Origin of the sequence: Campylobacter geochelonis (assembly GCF_013201685.1) — a bacterium.
GTDB classification, from domain to species: domain Bacteria; phylum Campylobacterota; class Campylobacteria; order Campylobacterales; family Campylobacteraceae; genus Campylobacter_B; species Campylobacter_B geochelonis.
Map to the genome: position 1 here is coordinate 1005579 of NZ_CP053844.1, position 17182 is coordinate 1022760.

General features: G+C 32.2%; 16 protein-coding genes. 15 read left to right on the forward strand and 1 reads right to left on the reverse strand.

Annotated elements, in window-relative coordinates:
• Positions 1-45: 45 nt before the first annotated feature.
• The 14 genes from CGEO_RS04685 (at position 46) to CGEO_RS04750 (ending at position 13912) form a co-directional block, all read left to right on the forward strand.
• Positions 46-1266 (forward strand): argininosuccinate synthase, encoded by a 1221-nt coding sequence (locus tag CGEO_RS04685; protein ID WP_075540551.1) that lies wholly within the window; start codon positions 46-48, stop codon positions 1264-1266.
• A 15-nt stretch (positions 1267-1281) separates the two neighbouring features.
• Positions 1282-1725, forward strand: a complete 444-nt coding sequence (gene rplI / locus CGEO_RS04690) for a 50S ribosomal protein L9 (protein ID WP_075495313.1) — start codon at positions 1282-1284, stop codon at positions 1723-1725.
• Positions 1725-2273, forward strand: coding sequence for an ATP-dependent protease subunit HslV (hslV, locus tag CGEO_RS04695; protein ID WP_075495315.1), 549 nt, complete (start codon positions 1725-1727; stop codon positions 2271-2273). The genes rplI and hslV overlap by 1 nt, the downstream gene beginning before the upstream one ends.
• Positions 2270-3589 carry an ATP-dependent protease ATPase subunit HslU gene (gene hslU, locus CGEO_RS04700; protein WP_075495317.1) on the forward strand — a complete coding sequence of 440 codons (1320 nt, stop codon included), beginning with the start codon at positions 2270-2272 and terminating at the stop codon, positions 3587-3589. The genes hslV and hslU overlap by 4 nt, the downstream gene beginning before the upstream one ends.
• A 9-nt stretch (positions 3590-3598) precedes the next feature.
• On the forward strand, positions 3599-4468 hold the full coding sequence (gene era / locus CGEO_RS04705) for a GTPase Era (protein ID WP_075495319.1): 870 nt from the start codon (positions 3599-3601) through the stop codon (positions 4466-4468).
• A gap of 63 nt (positions 4469-4531) precedes the next feature.
• Positions 4532-6049 (forward strand): hypothetical protein, encoded by a 1518-nt coding sequence (locus CGEO_RS04710; RefSeq protein ID WP_075540552.1) that lies wholly within the window; start codon positions 4532-4534, stop codon positions 6047-6049.
• 1 nt (position 6050) lies between these two features.
• A complete protein-coding gene (locus CGEO_RS04715; RefSeq protein ID WP_075540553.1) occupies positions 6051-6707 on the forward strand; it encodes a hypothetical protein in 657 nt (218 codons plus the stop codon).
• The gene (locus CGEO_RS04720) at positions 6707-7117 is read left to right on the forward strand and encodes a hypothetical protein (RefSeq protein ID WP_082259000.1); all 411 of its coding nucleotides are present in this window, start codon (positions 6707-6709) and stop codon (positions 7115-7117) included. The genes CGEO_RS04715 and CGEO_RS04720 overlap by 1 nt, the downstream gene beginning before the upstream one ends.
• Entirely contained in the window at positions 7095-8660 is a 1566-nt protein-coding gene (gene mshL / locus CGEO_RS04725) for a pilus (MSHA type) biogenesis protein MshL (RefSeq protein ID WP_172658091.1), read from the forward strand. Before CGEO_RS04720 ends, mshL begins: the two co-directional genes overlap by 23 nt.
• Positions 8653-9486 carry an ATP-binding protein gene (locus CGEO_RS04730; RefSeq protein ID WP_075540556.1) on the forward strand — a complete coding sequence of 278 codons (834 nt, stop codon included), beginning with the start codon at positions 8653-8655 and terminating at the stop codon, positions 9484-9486. Before mshL ends, CGEO_RS04730 begins: the two co-directional genes overlap by 8 nt.
• Complete coding sequence (locus tag CGEO_RS04735; protein WP_075540557.1) at positions 9479-10372, forward strand: tetratricopeptide repeat protein; 894 nt, start codon at positions 9479-9481, stop codon at positions 10370-10372. The genes CGEO_RS04730 and CGEO_RS04735 overlap by 8 nt, the downstream gene beginning before the upstream one ends.
• A complete protein-coding gene (locus tag CGEO_RS04740; RefSeq protein ID WP_242648002.1) occupies positions 10369-10911 on the forward strand; it encodes a hypothetical protein in 543 nt (180 codons plus the stop codon). The genes CGEO_RS04735 and CGEO_RS04740 overlap by 4 nt, the downstream gene beginning before the upstream one ends.
• 5 nt (positions 10912-10916) lie before the next feature.
• Positions 10917-12668: a GspE/PulE family protein gene (locus CGEO_RS04745; protein ID WP_075495333.1), complete on the forward strand. Its 1752-nt coding sequence runs from the start codon at positions 10917-10919 to the stop codon at positions 12666-12668.
• Complete coding sequence (locus tag CGEO_RS04750; RefSeq protein WP_075531953.1) at positions 12665-13912, forward strand: type II secretion system F family protein; 1248 nt, start codon at positions 12665-12667, stop codon at positions 13910-13912. Before CGEO_RS04745 ends, CGEO_RS04750 begins: the two co-directional genes overlap by 4 nt.
• 57 nt (positions 13913-13969) lie before the next feature.
• Here the strand turns inward: CGEO_RS04750 and CGEO_RS10145 are convergent, their stop codons facing one another.
• Entirely contained in the window at positions 13970-14125 is a 156-nt protein-coding gene (locus CGEO_RS10145) for a hypothetical protein (protein ID WP_242647976.1), read from the reverse strand.
• 142 nt (positions 14126-14267) lie between these two features.
• Here CGEO_RS10145 and CGEO_RS04755 point away from each other — a divergent pair, with 142 nt between their 5' ends.
• Entirely contained in the window at positions 14268-16166 is a 1899-nt protein-coding gene (locus CGEO_RS04755) for a DNA translocase FtsK (protein WP_340627427.1), read from the forward strand.
• The last annotated feature ends 1016 nt before the right edge of the window (positions 16167-17182 follow it).

Below are 17182 nucleotides of genomic sequence, written 5' to 3' on the forward strand. Positions count from 1 at the left end.
TTTAGGCTAGAATATAGCTTAAAATTTTACTAAAAAGGCTTGACTATGAAAAATGGTGTTAAAAAGGTTGTTTTGGCGTATTCTGGAGGACTTGATACAAGTATTATCTTAAAATGGCTTGGCGATAACTATGGTTGTGAAGTTGTAACTTTTACTGCTGATATAGGGCAAAATGAAGACTTAGCTCCAGTAAAAGATAAAGCTATAAAACTTGGTATAAAACCTGAAAATATTTTCATACAAGACTTAAAAGAGGAATTTGTAAGAGACTACGTTTTTCCTATGTTTAGGGCAAATGCGGTGTATGAGGGCGAGTATCTTTTAGGAACTTCTATCGCGCGTCCACTTATCGCTAAGCATTTAGTCCAGATAGCTAAAGAAACTGGCGGGGATGCTATAAGCCATGGTGCAACTGGCAAAGGAAATGATCAAGTAAGATTTGAGCTTGGAGCTTACGCTTTGATGCCTGATGTAAAAGTCATCGCTCCTTGGAGAGAATGGGACTTAAATAGTCGTGAAAAACTTTTAGCTTATGCTGAGAAAAATGGCATTGCCATAGAGAAAAAACCAGGAAAATCTCCATATTCGATGGATGCAAATTTACTTCACATCTCTTATGAAGGGCTTGTTTTAGAAGATCCAAACCACGCTCCAGAAGATGATATGTGGAGATGGACAACAGATCCAAAACTAGCGCCAAATGAGAGCGAAACTATAGAAATAGAGTATAAAAATGGCGATCCAGTTGCTCTAAATGGCAAAGCGCTAAAACCGCATGAAATGCTTGATGAGCTTAACAAACTTGGTGCAAAACACGGTATAGGCAGACTTGATCTTGTAGAAAACCGTTATGTAGGTATGAAATCACGTGGATGTTACGAAACTCCAGGTGGCACGATAATGCTAAAAGCTCACCGCGCAATCGAAAGTTTAACCCTTGATAGAGGTGCGGCTCACCTAAAAGATGAAATCATGCCAAAATACGCAGAACTTATTTATAATGGTTTTTGGTTTAGCCCAGAAAGAGTGATGCTTCAAGCATTAATCGACGAGAGTCAAAAGCACGTAAATGGCACTGTTAGACTTGAACTTTATAAAGGAAATGTTTTTGTAAAAGGTCGTGAGAGTAAAACTGACAGCTTGTTTAATGTCGATTTTAGCACATTTGAAGAGGACGCGGTGTTTGATCAAAAAGATGCAAACGGCTTTATAAAACTAAGTGCGCTTAGATTTATCATCGCAGGAAAAAGTGGAAGAAAATTTTAAATTTAAAGGAAATATATGAAGGTATTGTTAATAAAAGATGTAAAAGGGCTTGGTAAAGCAGGCGAGATTAAAGAGGTAAAAGATGGATATGGAAATAACTTTTTGATAGGAAAAGGGTTTGCCAAATCTGCAACTACCGATGTTTTACGTCAATTTGAAGCTGCTAAACAAAGACAAGCGGAAGACCAAAGATATGAAGTTGAAAGCCTAAATTCGCTAAAAACTGAGCTTGAAAAAGTAAGAGTTAAAATAGCAAAACAAGTTGGAGCAAATGGCGCACTTTTTGGTTCGATTACAAAAGATGAAATCGCAGCCGCACTAAAAGAGCAAAAAAACTTAGAAGTAGATAAAAAAGCTCTTGATTTAGGGCATGTTAAAACAACTGGAATTTATGATGTAAATGTCAAATTTAAACACGGAATTTCAGCTAAATTTGAGATAGAAGTGGTGGCAGAGTAGTGTTTCACGCAACAACCATACTTGCATACAAAGGTAAAAATGGCTCAGTTATTGGCGGAGATGGACAAGTTACTTTTGGAAATACTGTGCTAAAAGGAAATGCAACCAAAATCCGTAAAATCGGCAAGGATGAGAGTGTTCTTGCTGGTTTTGCTGGAAGTACTGCAGATGCGTTTAACCTTTTTGATATGTTTGAAGGGTGCTTAAATTCGGCTAAGGGTGAACTTTTGCGAGCTGTGATTGAATTTAGCAAAGAGTGGCGAAAAGATAAGTATTTAAGAAAACTTGAAGCTATGATGCTAGTAGTTGATAGGAAAAATATCTTTTTGTTAAGTGGAACTGGCGATGTAGTTGAGCCTGATGATGGCAAACTTGCAGCCATTGGAAGTGGTGGAAACTACGCACTATCTGCGGCTCGTGCGTTGGATAAATTTGGAAGTTTAAACGAAGAAGAACTTGTCAAAGAGAGCCTTAAAATAGCAGGAGAAATTTGCATTTATACAAACGAAAGTATAAAAACATATGCCATTTGGGATGAAAAAAAATGATGACACCAAAACAGATAGTTGAAGTTTTAGACGACTATGTAATCGGTCAAAAAGAGGCTAAAAAAATTATAGCAGTTGCGCTTAGAAATCGCTACAGGCGCATGAAGTTAAGCGATGAGCTGCGAGATGAAGTTATACCAAAAAATATACTTATGATAGGCTCAACTGGCGTTGGAAAAACTGAAATAGCAAGAAGACTTTCAAAGATGTTTGGTTTGCCATTTATCAAAGTTGAAGCTAGTAAATACACAGAAGTTGGCTTTGTTGGGCGCGATGTAGAGTCGATGGTAAGAGATCTTGCTGCTGCGGCTGTAAATTTAGTAAAAAACGAAGAGCTAGAAAAAAGTCGCGAAAAAATTAATGAATATATCGAGAAAAAAATCATAGAAAAAGTTCTTCCACCGCTTCCAAAAGGTGCAAGCGAAGATAAGTTAAATGATTATCAAAAAAGCTATGAAAAGATGGTGACTAAATTTGGAAATGGCGATTTGGATGATTTGGTTATCGAGATTGAAATCAACGAAAATAGCTTTGAAGCAAACTCAAGTGTTCCGCCAGAAATGGCAAATATGCAAGAAAGTTTTATAAAAGTTATAGGGATTGCTAATAAAAAAAGCAAAAAAGAACTTAAGATAAAAGATGCTAAAAATGCATTAAAATCAGAAGCTAGCGAGAAGGTGTTAAATTTAGACGCTATTAAATCTGAAGCGATTAGAAGAGCCGAAAACGAAGGCATAATCTTTATAGATGAGATAGATAAAGTAGCTGTTGCAAGTGGTAGTTCAAACAGACAAGATCCAAGCAAAGAGGGCGTTCAGCGTGATTTGCTTCCGATAGTTGAAGGCTCAAGCGTAAATACTAAATTTGGAAACATAAACACAGATCACATTTTATTTATAGCGGCTGGAGCATTTCATATAAGTAAACCAAGCGATTTGATACCAGAGCTTCAGGGACGTTTTCCTCTTCGTGTTGAGCTTGATAGTTTAGATGAAAATGCACTTTTTGAAATTTTAACTAAGCCAAAAAACTCACTTTTAAAGCAATATAGCGCACTTTTAGAAACCGAGGGCGTGAATTTAGAATTTAGCCAAGATGGCATAAAAGCTATAGCAAAATACTCAGCCAAAACAAATGAAAAAGTCGAAGATATCGGTGCAAGAAGGCTTCATACTGTGTTAGAACGCGTTCTTGAAGATATCAGTTATAGTGCAGATGAATTTAGTGGGCAAACCGTTGTGGTGGATGATAATTTGGTAAGTAAGAAGCTAAATAAGATAGTTAAAGATGAAGATCTTGCAAAATACATACTTTAAAGGATCTTTATGAAGAGTGGCTTTGTAAGTTTGATAGGTAGAACAAATGCTGGCAAAAGCTCACTTTTAAACTATCTTTTGGGTGAGAAAATTTCAATGGTTTCTCACAAGGTAAACGCAACTAGGCGAAAGATAAACGGTATCGTGATGAAAGATGAAAACCAAATCATCTTTGTCGATACTCCGGGTCTTCACGATAGCAATAAGATGATAAATAAGCTTATGATAGATGTAGCTATAAAATCTATCGGCGATGCGGATATGGTTTTGTTTTTAGCTAGTATTCATGATGATTTGAGCGATTATGAGAAATTTTTACAAATAAAAAATTTACCACCACACATAGTTTTGCTTACAAAAACAGATGAAGCTAGCAATGAAAAAATAGCTAAAAAATTAACACAATACCAACAATTTCAAGATAAATTCAGAGCTATAATGCCAGTTAATATCAAAAAAAATATATACAAAGCACAAATTTTAAATGAAATTTGCAAATACCTGCCAGAGCATGAGTACTACTACGATCCGCAGCTTTTAAGCTCAACGAATACAAAAGATATCTATAGGGATTTTATCTTAGAAGCTATTTTTGATAGCGTGAGTAGTGAAATTCCATATTCAAGTGATGTTGTTATAAATAAAGTAATAGAAAATGAAAATTTAATTTCTATTTACGCTGATATTATAACAGATACACAATCCCACAAAAAAATTTTAATAGGAAAAAACGGCGATACAGTCAAAAGAATAGGGATAAAGTCAAAAAAGTTAATTTCAGCTTTTTCTAAGGTAAAAATCTTTATAAATATTAAGATTATTATTAAAAAAGATTGGAATTCTAACGAAAATGTCGCAAAAAAGCATTTTATCTATTGACTTTTTTTCAAAATTGCTTTAAACTATGGCTAGTAAATCGATTTTAAATAGAAATGAGTTATTATGGCAAAAAACAAAGATACTATTTCTATTGTGACCATCAATAGAACAACCGAAAATGCTTTTGTCTTAAAAGGTAATGAGATTTCAAATTATGAACTTACTAAGAGTAGTAAGTCAAATGAATTCTATATAACTTATATACCTTATAAAGACATTGTTACTACGACGGTGGAGATTAGTAGGACTACACCAGAAGAAGAGATAAATGATGCTATAGTCATTAAAACCTATGAGGACTTGGGCTTAGATGCGGCTGATGATTATAAGATAACTTATAATGAGTCGCCAACTGGAAGCAATGATAGTAAATTTTACAATGTTTTTGTTGTAAATAATGCTATTTTAAATGGCGAACTTAGTTCGATAGCAAGCTTAACGCACTATATAGATTATGTTGCTCAAGCTCCGTTTTTGATGTCTGCTCTTTATAAGAGAAATATTCTTGTATCAGATGGAGTTGACTGTTTTATATATTTGCAAAAAGATGATGCCTTTTTGGTTGTTTATCAAAATGGTGAATATTTTGAGTCTAGATCTTTACGATATAACTTAAAGTATCTATGTGATAAATTCTCAGAAGCAACTGGAAATAAGATAGATGAACAAAGCTTTTATAAAATGTTATCAACAGAGGGTATAAATTTAGAAAACCCTATCGAAAGAGATCATCTAATACAACTTTTTGATGATATATTTTTCTATTTGGGCGATATTATAAATAGTATAAATAAAATTCATGGATTAAATATACAAAATATATATTTTAGTAGTGATATCGGACATATAATTGGAGTTGAAGCTTTTATAGAAGATAGACTAGGACTTATTGCTAAAAACTTTGATTTCACTATAGCTATAAACTCAAAAGACTTTAATATAACTCAACTAGATGTTTTGATGATGCTTACAGCCCAAAGTTATATAAGCGATAAAAACGATGACTATAACTACTCAAATTTCTTAAGACCGCCACCGCTTTTTCAAAGAAATAGTGGAAAGCTTATATTAGCTGTTTTGGCTGGGCTTGTTGTAAGTTCCGCATATCCAGCATATCAATACGCTTATGGAATGTATAATCAAAGCTTAACCGAAGCAAAAACAGAAGAATTTAATGCAAAAAATGCAGAAGCAGATAAGATAAAAGCTACTTTATCAGCTTTACAAAAAAATATAGATGAAATAAAAGTTTTATCTTCAAAAGAGAATGAGCTTTTAGGCGGAAGAAAAACACTGCTTGGAACAATGCATGATAAAAAGATGAATTATCCTATGAAAAGCGTAGCAATCTACAATATGTCAAATATGATAAATGACAAAGAAGGAAAGATGAATGCTATAATAGGAAAAGATAATAATCTAACCTTTTCTGTTAGAACCGATACTGAAAAGAAAATGACTGAGTTGTTAAAAAATATAAGCAATACAAAGGGTTATTCTGTAAGTACAAAGTCAATCGTACTTGATGAGAACAATCATACTGTTGCTTATGAGAGTAACATTAGCGTGGAGGTAGAATAAAATGAAAAAAGATAATACGCTAGATAAAATTGATGGGTATTTTGAAGATAAAAAGGATAGCGAAGTTCAAATGTACTTGATTTTCGCCTTTATCATTATCGGTTTTTTGGTTTATCTTATTGCATTTCAGCCAGCGGAAGATTATTTTAATCAAAAGCAGAGTGAATTAAATAGCATTACAACTAAGTTAAATGAAGTTGATAATTATCTGGCTTCGGTTAGTGGTCCTACTAAAAATGATAGAAATTATGAGATTAATATAATGCAACGAAGAGTTCAACAAGAAAAAGATAATTTGGAGATGTTGAAGCATTCGAATGAGTATTTTGATAAAAAACTAGTAGAGATATCATATCTGACTTATAATAAACAAAATTGGGCTAAATTTTTAGACTCATTAACGGCTTCTGCTCAAGAAAATGATATTAAAATTTACTCTTTACATAGTGATGCAAAGGATTTAGAAGTTAAAAAAGTTCAAGAAGTCCTTGATGTAAATATAAATGCAGAGGGTGGATTTAATAACTTTTTAAAATATATTAGCGCTATAGAAGAGTCAGATATGGTTGTCGATGTAAATGGACTAGATATAAATGGTACTTCCGGTAATCTAATCGGTGGTAATATAAAAATTTCTGTTTGGGGGATGAAATACTAATGAAAAATATTATCTTTCCTGCAGTTGCTATATGCTTTGCTACTATTTTAAATGCTGCGAATATGCCAGATATGTCGGCATATGATCAGATGTTTAATGATCTTAGTAAAAACAGAGCTGGTTTAAGCAACGAGCAGATAAATAAACTTAAGAGTCCTTTTCCAACTATAAAACAAGTTGAGAGTATAGCAACAGAGTCTAAACCAAATTCTACAGTTGGTAATACTTTAAATGCTATTTTAATAGACAGGGTTAAAGTTAATGAAAAATGGTATAAAGTAGGTGATTATATAGGTTCATATAGAATTATGGAGATAAAATCTAAGAGTATCATTTTATCAAATGAAGAAAATAATATGGAATTAAAACTAAATCAAGGAAATCAAAATGTCGTTATTACATATAAATAAAAAATTTGGTGTAGCTTTTGTATTGGCTATGTCTTTAGCGGCTAGTAGTTTAAGTGCAAATTCTACTTGTGATAGAAGAGCTTTTAATATCGCAGTTACCGATGTTGTTACGTTAAATGAAATGCTTGTGCAGCTATCTGATGTTTGCAAATTTAGCGTAGTTGCAAAAGATGCTATAGCAGCAGATGAGCTAAAAAAACAGATAAATGGTATAAATATTAAAGATTTATCTTTAAGAGAGGTTTTTAATGTTTTAATAAGTGAAAATAACCTTGATTATGAGTATTCAAACAGTGTTTTAAAAGTTTCTGCGCTTCAGACAAAAACTTTTAAAATTGATTATATAACTTCTATTAGAGAAGGAACTGCTATAACAAAGGCTTCTGTTGATTCGGCTCCTGTAGAAGTAGGAAATGATGGCGATAATGAAAGAGAATCGGATAACCAAATTTCTACTAAAGAGAGATTTCACTTTTGGGAAAACGTAAGTGGTGAGATAACAGCTATATTAAACAATGGCACTGAAAAATACGTAGCGATTGCTCCGATTATTAATGAAAATGCAGGACTTATAACAGTAACTGCAACAAAAGCGCAAATAAATAGAGTTGCAAAATATGTAGCTGATATGCAAAGAAGATTAAAAAGACAAGTTATTCTTGATGTATCAATCATAGCGGTTGATTTGAGAAATGACTATACTACAGGAATTGACTGGAGTAAATTTAATATAGGTTTTAACTCTTATTTAAACAATAATATCGCTACTCCAAATCCTTCAAACTTTTCATTTGGTAATTCTAGAACAGGAGTTGTGGCTGCTACTGATGGGACTACTGGCAATCCAGTTGTTGGAAATCTTCATAGCGAAAAAGCTAGTGCATCAAACGGAGCATGGGCGATAGGAGCAAACTTTAATTTTAACATTGAAGGTATGATAAATTTCCTTGAAACAAAGGGAAAAACTAAGGTTATCTCAAGCCATAAAGTAATGACTTTAAATAACCAGCCAGCACTTATTTCGGTTGGTGATAATATCAATTATCGTGTTTTACAAGAAAGTAGTAATGACAACTCTCTTAGTGGCAAAACAAATACTACTTATACACAATACTCTGTATTTATAGGAATTTTGTTAAATATCTTACCTGAAATTTCAGATGATAATAAAATTATGCTTAGAATTAATCCAAGCTTAAGTAATTTTAAATATGAAGATGATAATACAAGACAAATTAATATAAGAGAGATTGCTCCAGATACACTACAAAAGAAATTATCTACTGTAGTAACAGTAGGAGATGGAGATACTGTTATATTAGGTGGTTTGATAGGTCAAACTAAAGGTAAAGATAACACAAGTGTTCCGCTACTTAGCTCTATACCTTTAATCGGAGATTTGTTTCAAAGTACAAAAGATAAGCTAACAACAACTGAGCTGGTTTTTGTAGTAACTCCAAGGATATTTGATAATACAAATGTTCCTATGAGAGAGTCTTTAAAAGAGTTAGGGTACTCTAAATCTTTATATAGCTATGAGTAATAATTATACTTTAATAAAAGATATTTTTGTCGAGACAGATAAAATCACTGATTTTGTTAATCTCGACAAATCCACACTAGCTTACCATAAGATATTAAGCGCTTTGCAAAAGCCACTTAAACTTATACTTTTTTATGGTAAGCCAGGCTGTGGAAAGACATTTTTGTTAAATAAGATAAAACAAGATTTGGAAAAAAAACTAACAGTTGTATTCTTTCCTCAACCTTTTTTTGATGAAAAAGAGTTTTTTAATGAACTATATATTCAAATTTTTGGTAAAAAATCAAGGTATAAGATAGAAAATTATGAAAGTTTTATGAGACTGTATAAAGTAGCCATAGAAACTGCTAGCTCACCAGTGAAGCCAACAGATCAAGTTGTTATGCTACTAGATGAAGCGCAACTTTATCCTCCAAATTTGATCGAAAAAATTAGGCTTATGGCAGATAGTAGACTTTTTAAGTTTCTTTTTACCGTTCATAAGACAAACGAAGAAGATGCTTTGGCAAAAGATTATTTTAAAACTAGAATTTGGTCTAGTATAGAGTTGCCAAATTCAACCTTAAGCGAACTTAAGCTTTATATAGAAAAAAAGCTTATATTTCATGATTTTCATCAATATTTTTATATGTATAATGACTCAAATTTTGATTTGTTGTATCATTTGACAGATGGAAATTTGAGAAATTTAAATAAAATTTTATATAAAACATATGAACTTTGTGAGTATTATGAAGTTAACAGACCAACAGAGATTAGCGCGTCAAATCTTAATAATAAATTAATAGAGATGGCAGCGATAAATGCAGGACTTATAAATGCTTGAGCACTTTGAAGTAGTAGAATTAGAAAAAAAATGGGAAGAGTATAACAAAAAAAGAAAGAAATTTGGATATGGATTGAATTTATCTAAATTTAAATTTGATAAAACTGTTATGCTTTTACTTGTGTTAATATCTGTAGCGTCTGGAGCTATAGCTTGGCTTTTGCTATCAAGTAACGAAGAGATTACTTTAGCTCAAATTGATAAAAATATAAATGCAAATAACGTAAATTCTACACCAAGCGCAAGTACGATTTTAGATAAAGAGATAGATGTAAATTTGACTAATATGGCTCAGCAAAGTTATGAGAAAAACGAAACTTTTGATAGAGGAAGCTTAAAATTTAATGACATTGGTATAGATGCAAGCGTTGATGCTGGTGGATTTGTCTTGAATGATAGCTATAAATCAAAGCCTAACGATAGCGAAATTATAGAGAAAAAACCATTTTCTACTATACCAAAAGATGAGATTATTGATTTTAAAAGTCCACCAGTTCCACCAAAGTCAATTATATCATCAAGCAGTGCATCAAAAAGAATAGTAGATGATGACTCAAAAGGTAAAATTGTTATCAAAACAACAAATTTAAAAGAGGATGCAAATACTCTTGAAGAGAAATTTTATGCCTCAAATGATATTATGTATTCTTTGATGCTATCAGAAAATGCTTACAATAAAAAAAGGTATGATGAAGCGATAAAATGGGCTTTAATTTCAAATGAAATAAACAAAGACAATGCAAAAAGTTGGATTTTATTTGCAAAAGCAAACTATAAAAAAGGCAATAAAAAAGATGCCTTGCTAGCTCTTGAAACTTTTAACAAAAGACTTCCAAACAAAGAAGTAGATGGGGTTATCAGACAGATAAAAGATGGTGCGCTATGATTCGTTTTATACTAGTTTTTTCTATTTTTATCTCATCGGTTTTGGCTATTGATGTGTATGATGTTAAAAACTGGAATGATATAGGACAGTATAACAGAATTTGTCAAGACAGTGTAAGGGATTTGTTTATAAGTAAACAAGATGAAAGCATAGCAAATATCTATGCAAATGCATGCCTTAAAATGGATAAAATAAGCGAACTTATAATACCTATGGTTATGCTTTATAAAACAAAAGATCAAAGAGAAAATGCCGCACTTTACTCTACTATTTTGTTTCAAAAAAAGATGCTTTATCTAGCTTTAGCGGATAAAGTTGATATAAGTTATATAAGAACTCCAAAGATAAATTATGTTTTATCTATGGTTTTTGATAAATTTGTTCAAGGAGAATACACTCTAAAAAACAACATTTATAGCATGGTTTTAGACGATTCGCAGCACTGCGATTTGTTGATGAAAGAAGAAAACGGTATCAAGCAAATGGTCGTTTTGCTATATAAAGATGGCAAGATAAATTCAGTTAAAAAGTATTGGTAGAAAAAATGGCTAATTTAGAAAAAGATATATTAAAGATTTTAATAAAAAACGGAAAAATTCCTCAAAACGCCGATCAAGAGATTTTAGAAAAGATGGATATCGGACTAACTCTTGGCGAGGTTTTAATTGGTGATAACTATATGAGCGAGGATGAATTTGCTCTTATTTTATCGACTTTATACAAAGCTAAAAAGATAACCATGGATGATATAAATGAAAAATTTTCCATGGATACTAAGACATTTTTAAACATTTTTGCCAAATCTTACAAGATGGAATATATAGATTTAGATGAAATTGACATTGATTATAGAATTTCTGAAAAAGTCTCATTGCATCAACTTAAAAAATTCAAAGCCTTGCCTATAAAAGAGGATGATTTAAGCATATATGTTGCATTAAAAGATCCATTTGATATAAACGCTCAAGATAGAATGCAAGCTTTATTTAGTAGAAAGCTTCTAAAAGTTGTTTTAAGCGACGCCGATCAGATAGAAAAATACCTCGCAAAACTTGAGCTTTCAGAAAGCATTAAAGGTATCGTTGCTGATATACGAAAAGAGCTTGCAAGCACTACAGGCGCAGGAGCTGATGGAAGTACAAGTTCTGGAATTTTACAACTTATAGAAACCATAGTAAAGCAGTCTATTATCTCAAGAGGAAGCGATATCCACATTGAGCCAACGGAGACAAACTGTATTGTTAGAACAAGAATTGATGGTATGCTAACTGAAATTTTTATCTTTGATAAAGATATCTATCCACCATTAGTTTCGAGGCTAAAGCTTCTATCAAATATGGATATAGCAGAGCGACGTCGCCCACAAGATGGTCGTTTTTCGCTTGTTGTTGCAGATAAAGAGTATGATTTTCGTATCTCGACACTACCGATTTTAAATGGCGAATCAACGGTTATGAGAATTTTGGATAAATCAAAAGTTTTAATAAGCCTTGAAAAGCTTGGAATGCATCCAAAAAGCTTTGCTAAATTTAACTCTGCGATGAAAGCGCCTTATGGGATTGTTTTGGTTACTGGACCTACTGGAAGTGGTAAAACAACTACGCTTTACGCGGCTTTAAATGATATAAAAAATGTCACAACCAAAATCATAACAGTTGAAGATCCAGTAGAGTATCAACTAAGCATGATTCAACAAGTCCATGTTAATGAAAAAGCCGGACTTACCTTCGCAAGTGCGCTAAGATCTATCTTAAGACAAGATCCAGATGTTATCATGATAGGTGAGATTCGTGACCAAGAAACGCTTCGTATAGCTATACAAGCTGCACTTACAGGACACTTAGTTTTTTCAACTCTGCACACAAATGATGCTGTTAGCGCTATCCCAAGAATGGTTGATATGGGGATTGAGCCGTATTTGATAAGTGGTTCGATTGTAGCCATTGAAGCACAAAGACTTGTTAGAAAGCTTTGCTCGCACTGCAAACAACCAGTAAATTTACCAAAAAGCACGTTGGATAAAATCTCACAATACCTACCACAAAACTATACATTTTTTAAAGCTGTAGGTTGTGATAAATGCTCTCAAGCTGGATATGCTGGAAGAGAGATGATAAGTGAAGTTTTGCCGATATCCGATAAAATGCAAAGTTTAATAGCAAATGGTGCTTCAAAAGAAGAGCTAAAAAAAGTAGCTTATGAAGAGGGTTATATAGATATGTTCCATGATGGTATAATTAGAGCAGCAAATGGAGTTACAAGTATAGAAGAAATTTATAGGGTGGCTAAAGAATGAAAAATTTTGAAGTAGAATATATAAAAAATGGCAAGCGCCAAAAGATGTTTTTGCGAGCAAACGACAGAGTTGCTGCTCAAAACATAGCAAAAAAGAAAAACAGTGGCGTTATAGTCAAAGTTGGCGAGACTCAAACCGTGTCTTTAGGAGAGCAGCTAGGCGACTTTAAAGATAGAGTTAGTAGGCTTTTAGGGCTTAGCAGCAAGATAAAAATTCCAAGCTTAGTAGCTTCTGTAAGACAGCTTTCAGTTATGACAAATGCTGGAATTTCTATACACGATAGTATAAAAGAGGTTACAAATTCAAGCGAAGATAAAAGGCTAAAAGAGATATTTTCTGTTATGAACGATGACCTTAACTCTGGTCTTAGCCTAACAGAATCGGTAAGTAAATTTAGAAATGATTTTGGCGATATAGTTGTTGCTATGATAAATTTAGGTGAAAGCACTGGTAACATGGCTGAAGCGCTTTCAAAGCTTGCTATGATGCTCCAAGAAGTGTGGGATAACCAACAAAAATTTAAAAAAGCTATGCGATATCCGATAACCATTATGTGTGCTTTGGCTATAGCATTTTTGGTTTTGATGCTCTATGTTGTGCCTAAATTTAGGGAGATTTTTGAGGAGCTAGGAGCAAATTTACCACTTCCTACAAGGATATTGCTTGGTATAGAAAGTGCATTAAGCAACTATGGATTTTATATTTTAGTTGGATTTTTAGCTCTTATATTTGGACTAAAACATGCCTATAAAACAAGTGATGAGTTTAAAAAAGGGTGGGATAAGTATATTTTAAAAGTATATCTTTTTGGTAAGATTATATTTTTCTCTACGATGTCAAGATTTACGCTTATTTTTACAGAGCTTGTTCGTGCTGGTATACCGATAGCTGATGCGCTAGATACTGCCGTAAAAATGGTAGATAATGAAGTTTTAAAAACAAAACTTTCATCTGTTAAAATAGCTGTTCAACAAGGTGTTAGCCTGACTGATGCGTTTAGAAATACTGGAATTTTTGAAAGCATGCTTATACAGATGATTAGCGCAGGTGAACAAAGTGGTAGCTTAGATGCTATGCTTAAGAATGTTGCTGATTATTATAAGATGAAATTCAATGAAATTATAGATAACATATCAAGCTATGTCGAGCCTATACTTTTGCTTTTTATGGCTGCTATGGTTTTACTTCTTGCGCTTGGTATATTTATGCCTATGTGGGATCTTGGAAGCGCTGTCAAATCCTAAAACTAAGAATTTGAGCTCTTTTGAGCTCAAATTCAAACTCTTTAAATAAAAATTTCGCTAAAATACAAGTTTATCATCAAAAGGATTTAATATTTTAAGAGAAGCTATTTTTATCATACTTTCAACACTTTTTATATTTTTAGAATTTGCAACCATATCGCTAAACCAAGCAACAGTTGGGAGCGCTGGAGTCATCATAGGTAGTTTTAACATCTATATTTTTGGTTATTTTGCATATATTTATCCAGTTGTTGCTATAGTTTTGCTTTATTTTACATATAGAAACATAAAAAGCCTAAATTTGCGCGTAGTTGAACTCATAGCTGGCTCAACACTGCTTTTTATAACTATTTTGATGATTCAAGCAAACATTTTTGAAACAAATAAAAGCTTCATCGGAGAGCAAATCATACTCTCCTTAAAAGATTTTATAGGAAGTATTGGGGTTTGGGTTTTTATACTGATGATGTTTGGGCTATCTTTAATTTTGATTTTTGAAGATAGGATTATAGTTATTATAAAAAAAGCATTCATCACTCCAAAGTCAAATTTAAGCATTAACATAGACCAAAATTTATCAAATTTAGATGAAAATTTAACCAAAACAGAAGAGATTTCTCAAAATTTGCAAGTTGAGATGAGTAAAGAAAATTTTGAGCCAAATGTAGTTAACTTAGATGAAAATTTAGCAATACAACCGCAAGAAAAGGCAAAAGAAGAGAACAAAGAAGAGATAAAGATAACAAACGCAAAACCTAAAAAACTTAGAAATGTCGAACATCTAAGCGAAGTAGCTGAAAACAAAAAACTTCTTGATGAGCTTGATAAAGGAGATGTTCCTAAAGTAAAGGATTTTAAACTTCCACCTTTAAAATTTTTAAATGATGCACCAAAAAAACAAAAAAATGTCGATGAAGCGGAGATTGACCAAAAAATTTATGATTTGCTTGATAAGCTTCGCAAATTTAAGATTGATGGTGATGTGGTTCGCACATACTCTGGACCTGTTGTTACAACCTTTGAGTTTCGCCCAGCCGCACATATAAAGGTTAGTAAAATTCTAACGCTTCAAGATGATTTAGCTATGGCGCTTCGTGCAAAAACTATAAGAATTCAAGCGCCTATTCCTGGTAAAGATGTCGTAGGTATAGAAATTCCAAACAAAAACATAGAAACGATATATCTAAAAGAGGTTTTAGAAAGTGATGTCTTTAAAAATGCTTCAAGCCCACTAACTATCGCACTTGGCAAAGATATCGTTGGGCAGCCTTTTGTAACTGATCTTAAAAAACTTCCCCACCTTCTTATAGCAGGAACTACTGGAAGTGGCAAAAGTGTTGGTATAAATGCGATGCTTTTAAGCCTTTTGTATAGAAATTCTCCTAAAACTCTGCGCTTGATTATGATAGATCCAAAAATGCTTGAGTTTAGCATGTATAACGATATCCCACATCTTTTAACTCCAGTTATAACCGATGCGAAAAAGGCGGTAACCGCGCTTTCAAATTTGGTTGGTGAGATGGAAAGGCGATATAAAGTTATGGCAAACACTCATACTAAAAATATCGAAAATTACAACGAAAAAGCGCTAAAAGAGGGCGGGGAAACTATGCCTTATATCGTTGTTATCATCGATGAGTTGGCTGATTTGATGATGAATAGTGGCAAAGATGTTGAGTTTTACATCGCTCGTCTTGCTCAAATGGCAAGAGCTAGTGGAATTCATCTTATAGTAGCGACTCAACGTCCAAGCGTGGATGTTGTAACTGGACTTATAAAGGCGAATTTACCAAGTAGAATCAGTTTTAGAGTCGGACAAAAAATCGACTCGAAGGTGATTTTAGATCAGATGGGAGCAGATAGTTTGCTTGGACGAGGCGATATGCTTTTTACGCCACCATCAAGCCCTGGGCTTATAAGACTGCACGCGCCGTTTGCTAGCGAAGAGGAGATTATCAACATAGTTGAGTTTTTAAAATCGCAAGAAAGCGTTGTTTATGATGATAAATTTTTAAAAGATGAGAGCGAGCAGGGTGGAAATTTAGCTGGAAATAGTGGCGAAAATATTGAGTTAGATGAACTTTATGAAGATGCAAAACAGATAGTTTTAAACGAAGAAAAAACATCCATCAGCTATCTTCAACGCCGCCTTAAAATAGGCTACAACAGAGCCGCTTCGATAGTAGAACAGCTTGAGGCTATGGGAGTTTTAACAGAGGTAAATGCAAAAGGTCAAAGGGATATAGTTAAATAAATTTAAAATTTTAATATCAGTTTTTTTATAAAATTAATTGCGTATGGAAAAGACTTTTGATTCGGGTATTTTGTAGTTTTTATAATGCTTTAGCTTATTTGATTTAAAAATGTGTGATTTTTATAGTTTAAATTTAACTTAATGTTAATTTAGATCAAATTTGAGCTTTTTGCAAAACGAACTCATGCTAAATTTATATAATTGTGATAAATAAAGCTAAAAATAGAGCAAACGATAGGTAGGTTTATAAAATTTAGTTATTTTTATATCATTTTAGCATGATTTTTTACTTATTAATTCAAATTATTTAGATATGTAAATTTCTAATGATACTAGAAAATATATTTTATAAATTTACGAATTTGATTTTAATTTTTGCAGTAATTTTAGCTTAAAAATCTTTTTGTAGTATAGTTATAGCTTTTAAAAACCATTTATGAATAAAATTAGCATTTTATCGTGCAAAAAAGCTAGTTAAAAGTATGCACTATAAAATAGAAGCTTTTTTAAAGCGAGAAAATACTAGCAATCTTTCAAAACTAGTTTAAATTTTGCTTAGAACAAGATATAAATTTATATTAAAATTTAATATTTGTATCAAATATTTTTGAAATTCTTTATTTTTAGTAATAATCGGTTGGCTACGTCTACTTAGAAATTTTCATTTAACAAGCTTGTATTTTATAATTTAAAAGTATTTGAAGAATTTTATAAGTTTGCTAAAAGCTAGCAAAATCACTTTTTGTATCTTTAAAATTATTTTAAAAACTTTTTATAATATTTATTTAAATAAAAATATATTATTAAATTTATAAACTTAAAAATTGAATAATATATGCATAATCTATCTAGCTTTCAAGGTTTTAATACTATAGCAAAAAAGATTTAAAAGTTTTAATCATCATAGAAAGCAGATGTAGCCAGAAATAGTAGAACTATCAAGCGTATGACAGAGCATTTAAACTCGCGAGGATGTAGCGTAGTAGCGATTTATTAAGCTAAGTGGTGTTGCGACC

What these genes read in the sequence shown, in the direction of transcription:
- CGEO_RS04685 (WP_075540551.1), top strand. Translation starts at nt 46, where the DNA reads ATGAAAAATGGTGTTAAAAAGGTTGTTTTGGCGTATTCTGGAGGACTT.
- rplI (WP_075495313.1), top strand. Translation starts at nt 1,282, where the DNA reads ATGAAGGTATTGTTAATAAAAGATGTAAAAGGGCTTGGTAAAGCAGGC.
- hslU (WP_075495317.1), top strand. Translation starts at nt 2,270, where the DNA reads ATGATGACACCAAAACAGATAGTTGAAGTTTTAGACGACTATGTAATC.
- era (WP_075495319.1), top strand. Translation starts at nt 3,599, where the DNA reads ATGAAGAGTGGCTTTGTAAGTTTGATAGGTAGAACAAATGCTGGCAAA.
- CGEO_RS04710 (WP_075540552.1), top strand. Translation starts at nt 4,532, where the DNA reads ATGGCAAAAAACAAAGATACTATTTCTATTGTGACCATCAATAGAACA.
- CGEO_RS04715 (WP_075540553.1), top strand. Translation starts at nt 6,051, where the DNA reads ATGAAAAAAGATAATACGCTAGATAAAATTGATGGGTATTTTGAAGAT.
- CGEO_RS04720 (WP_082259000.1), top strand. Translation starts at nt 6,707, where the DNA reads ATGAAAAATATTATCTTTCCTGCAGTTGCTATATGCTTTGCTACTATT.
- mshL (WP_172658091.1), top strand. Translation starts at nt 7,095, where the DNA reads ATGTCGTTATTACATATAAATAAAAAATTTGGTGTAGCTTTTGTATTG.
- CGEO_RS04730 (WP_075540556.1), top strand. Translation starts at nt 8,653, where the DNA reads ATGAGTAATAATTATACTTTAATAAAAGATATTTTTGTCGAGACAGAT.
- CGEO_RS04735 (WP_075540557.1), top strand. Translation starts at nt 9,479, where the DNA reads ATGCTTGAGCACTTTGAAGTAGTAGAATTAGAAAAAAAATGGGAAGAG.
- CGEO_RS04740 (WP_242648002.1), top strand. Translation starts at nt 10,369, where the DNA reads ATGATTCGTTTTATACTAGTTTTTTCTATTTTTATCTCATCGGTTTTG.
- CGEO_RS04745 (WP_075495333.1), top strand. Translation starts at nt 10,917, where the DNA reads ATGGCTAATTTAGAAAAAGATATATTAAAGATTTTAATAAAAAACGGA.
- CGEO_RS04750 (WP_075531953.1), top strand. Translation starts at nt 12,665, where the DNA reads ATGAAAAATTTTGAAGTAGAATATATAAAAAATGGCAAGCGCCAAAAG.
- CGEO_RS10145 (WP_242647976.1), bottom strand. Translation starts at nt 14,125, where the DNA reads ATGTTAAAACTACCTATGATGACTCCAGCGCTCCCAACTGTTGCTTGG.
- CGEO_RS04755 (WP_340627427.1), top strand. Translation starts at nt 14,268, where the DNA reads ATGATTCAAGCAAACATTTTTGAAACAAATAAAAGCTTCATCGGAGAG.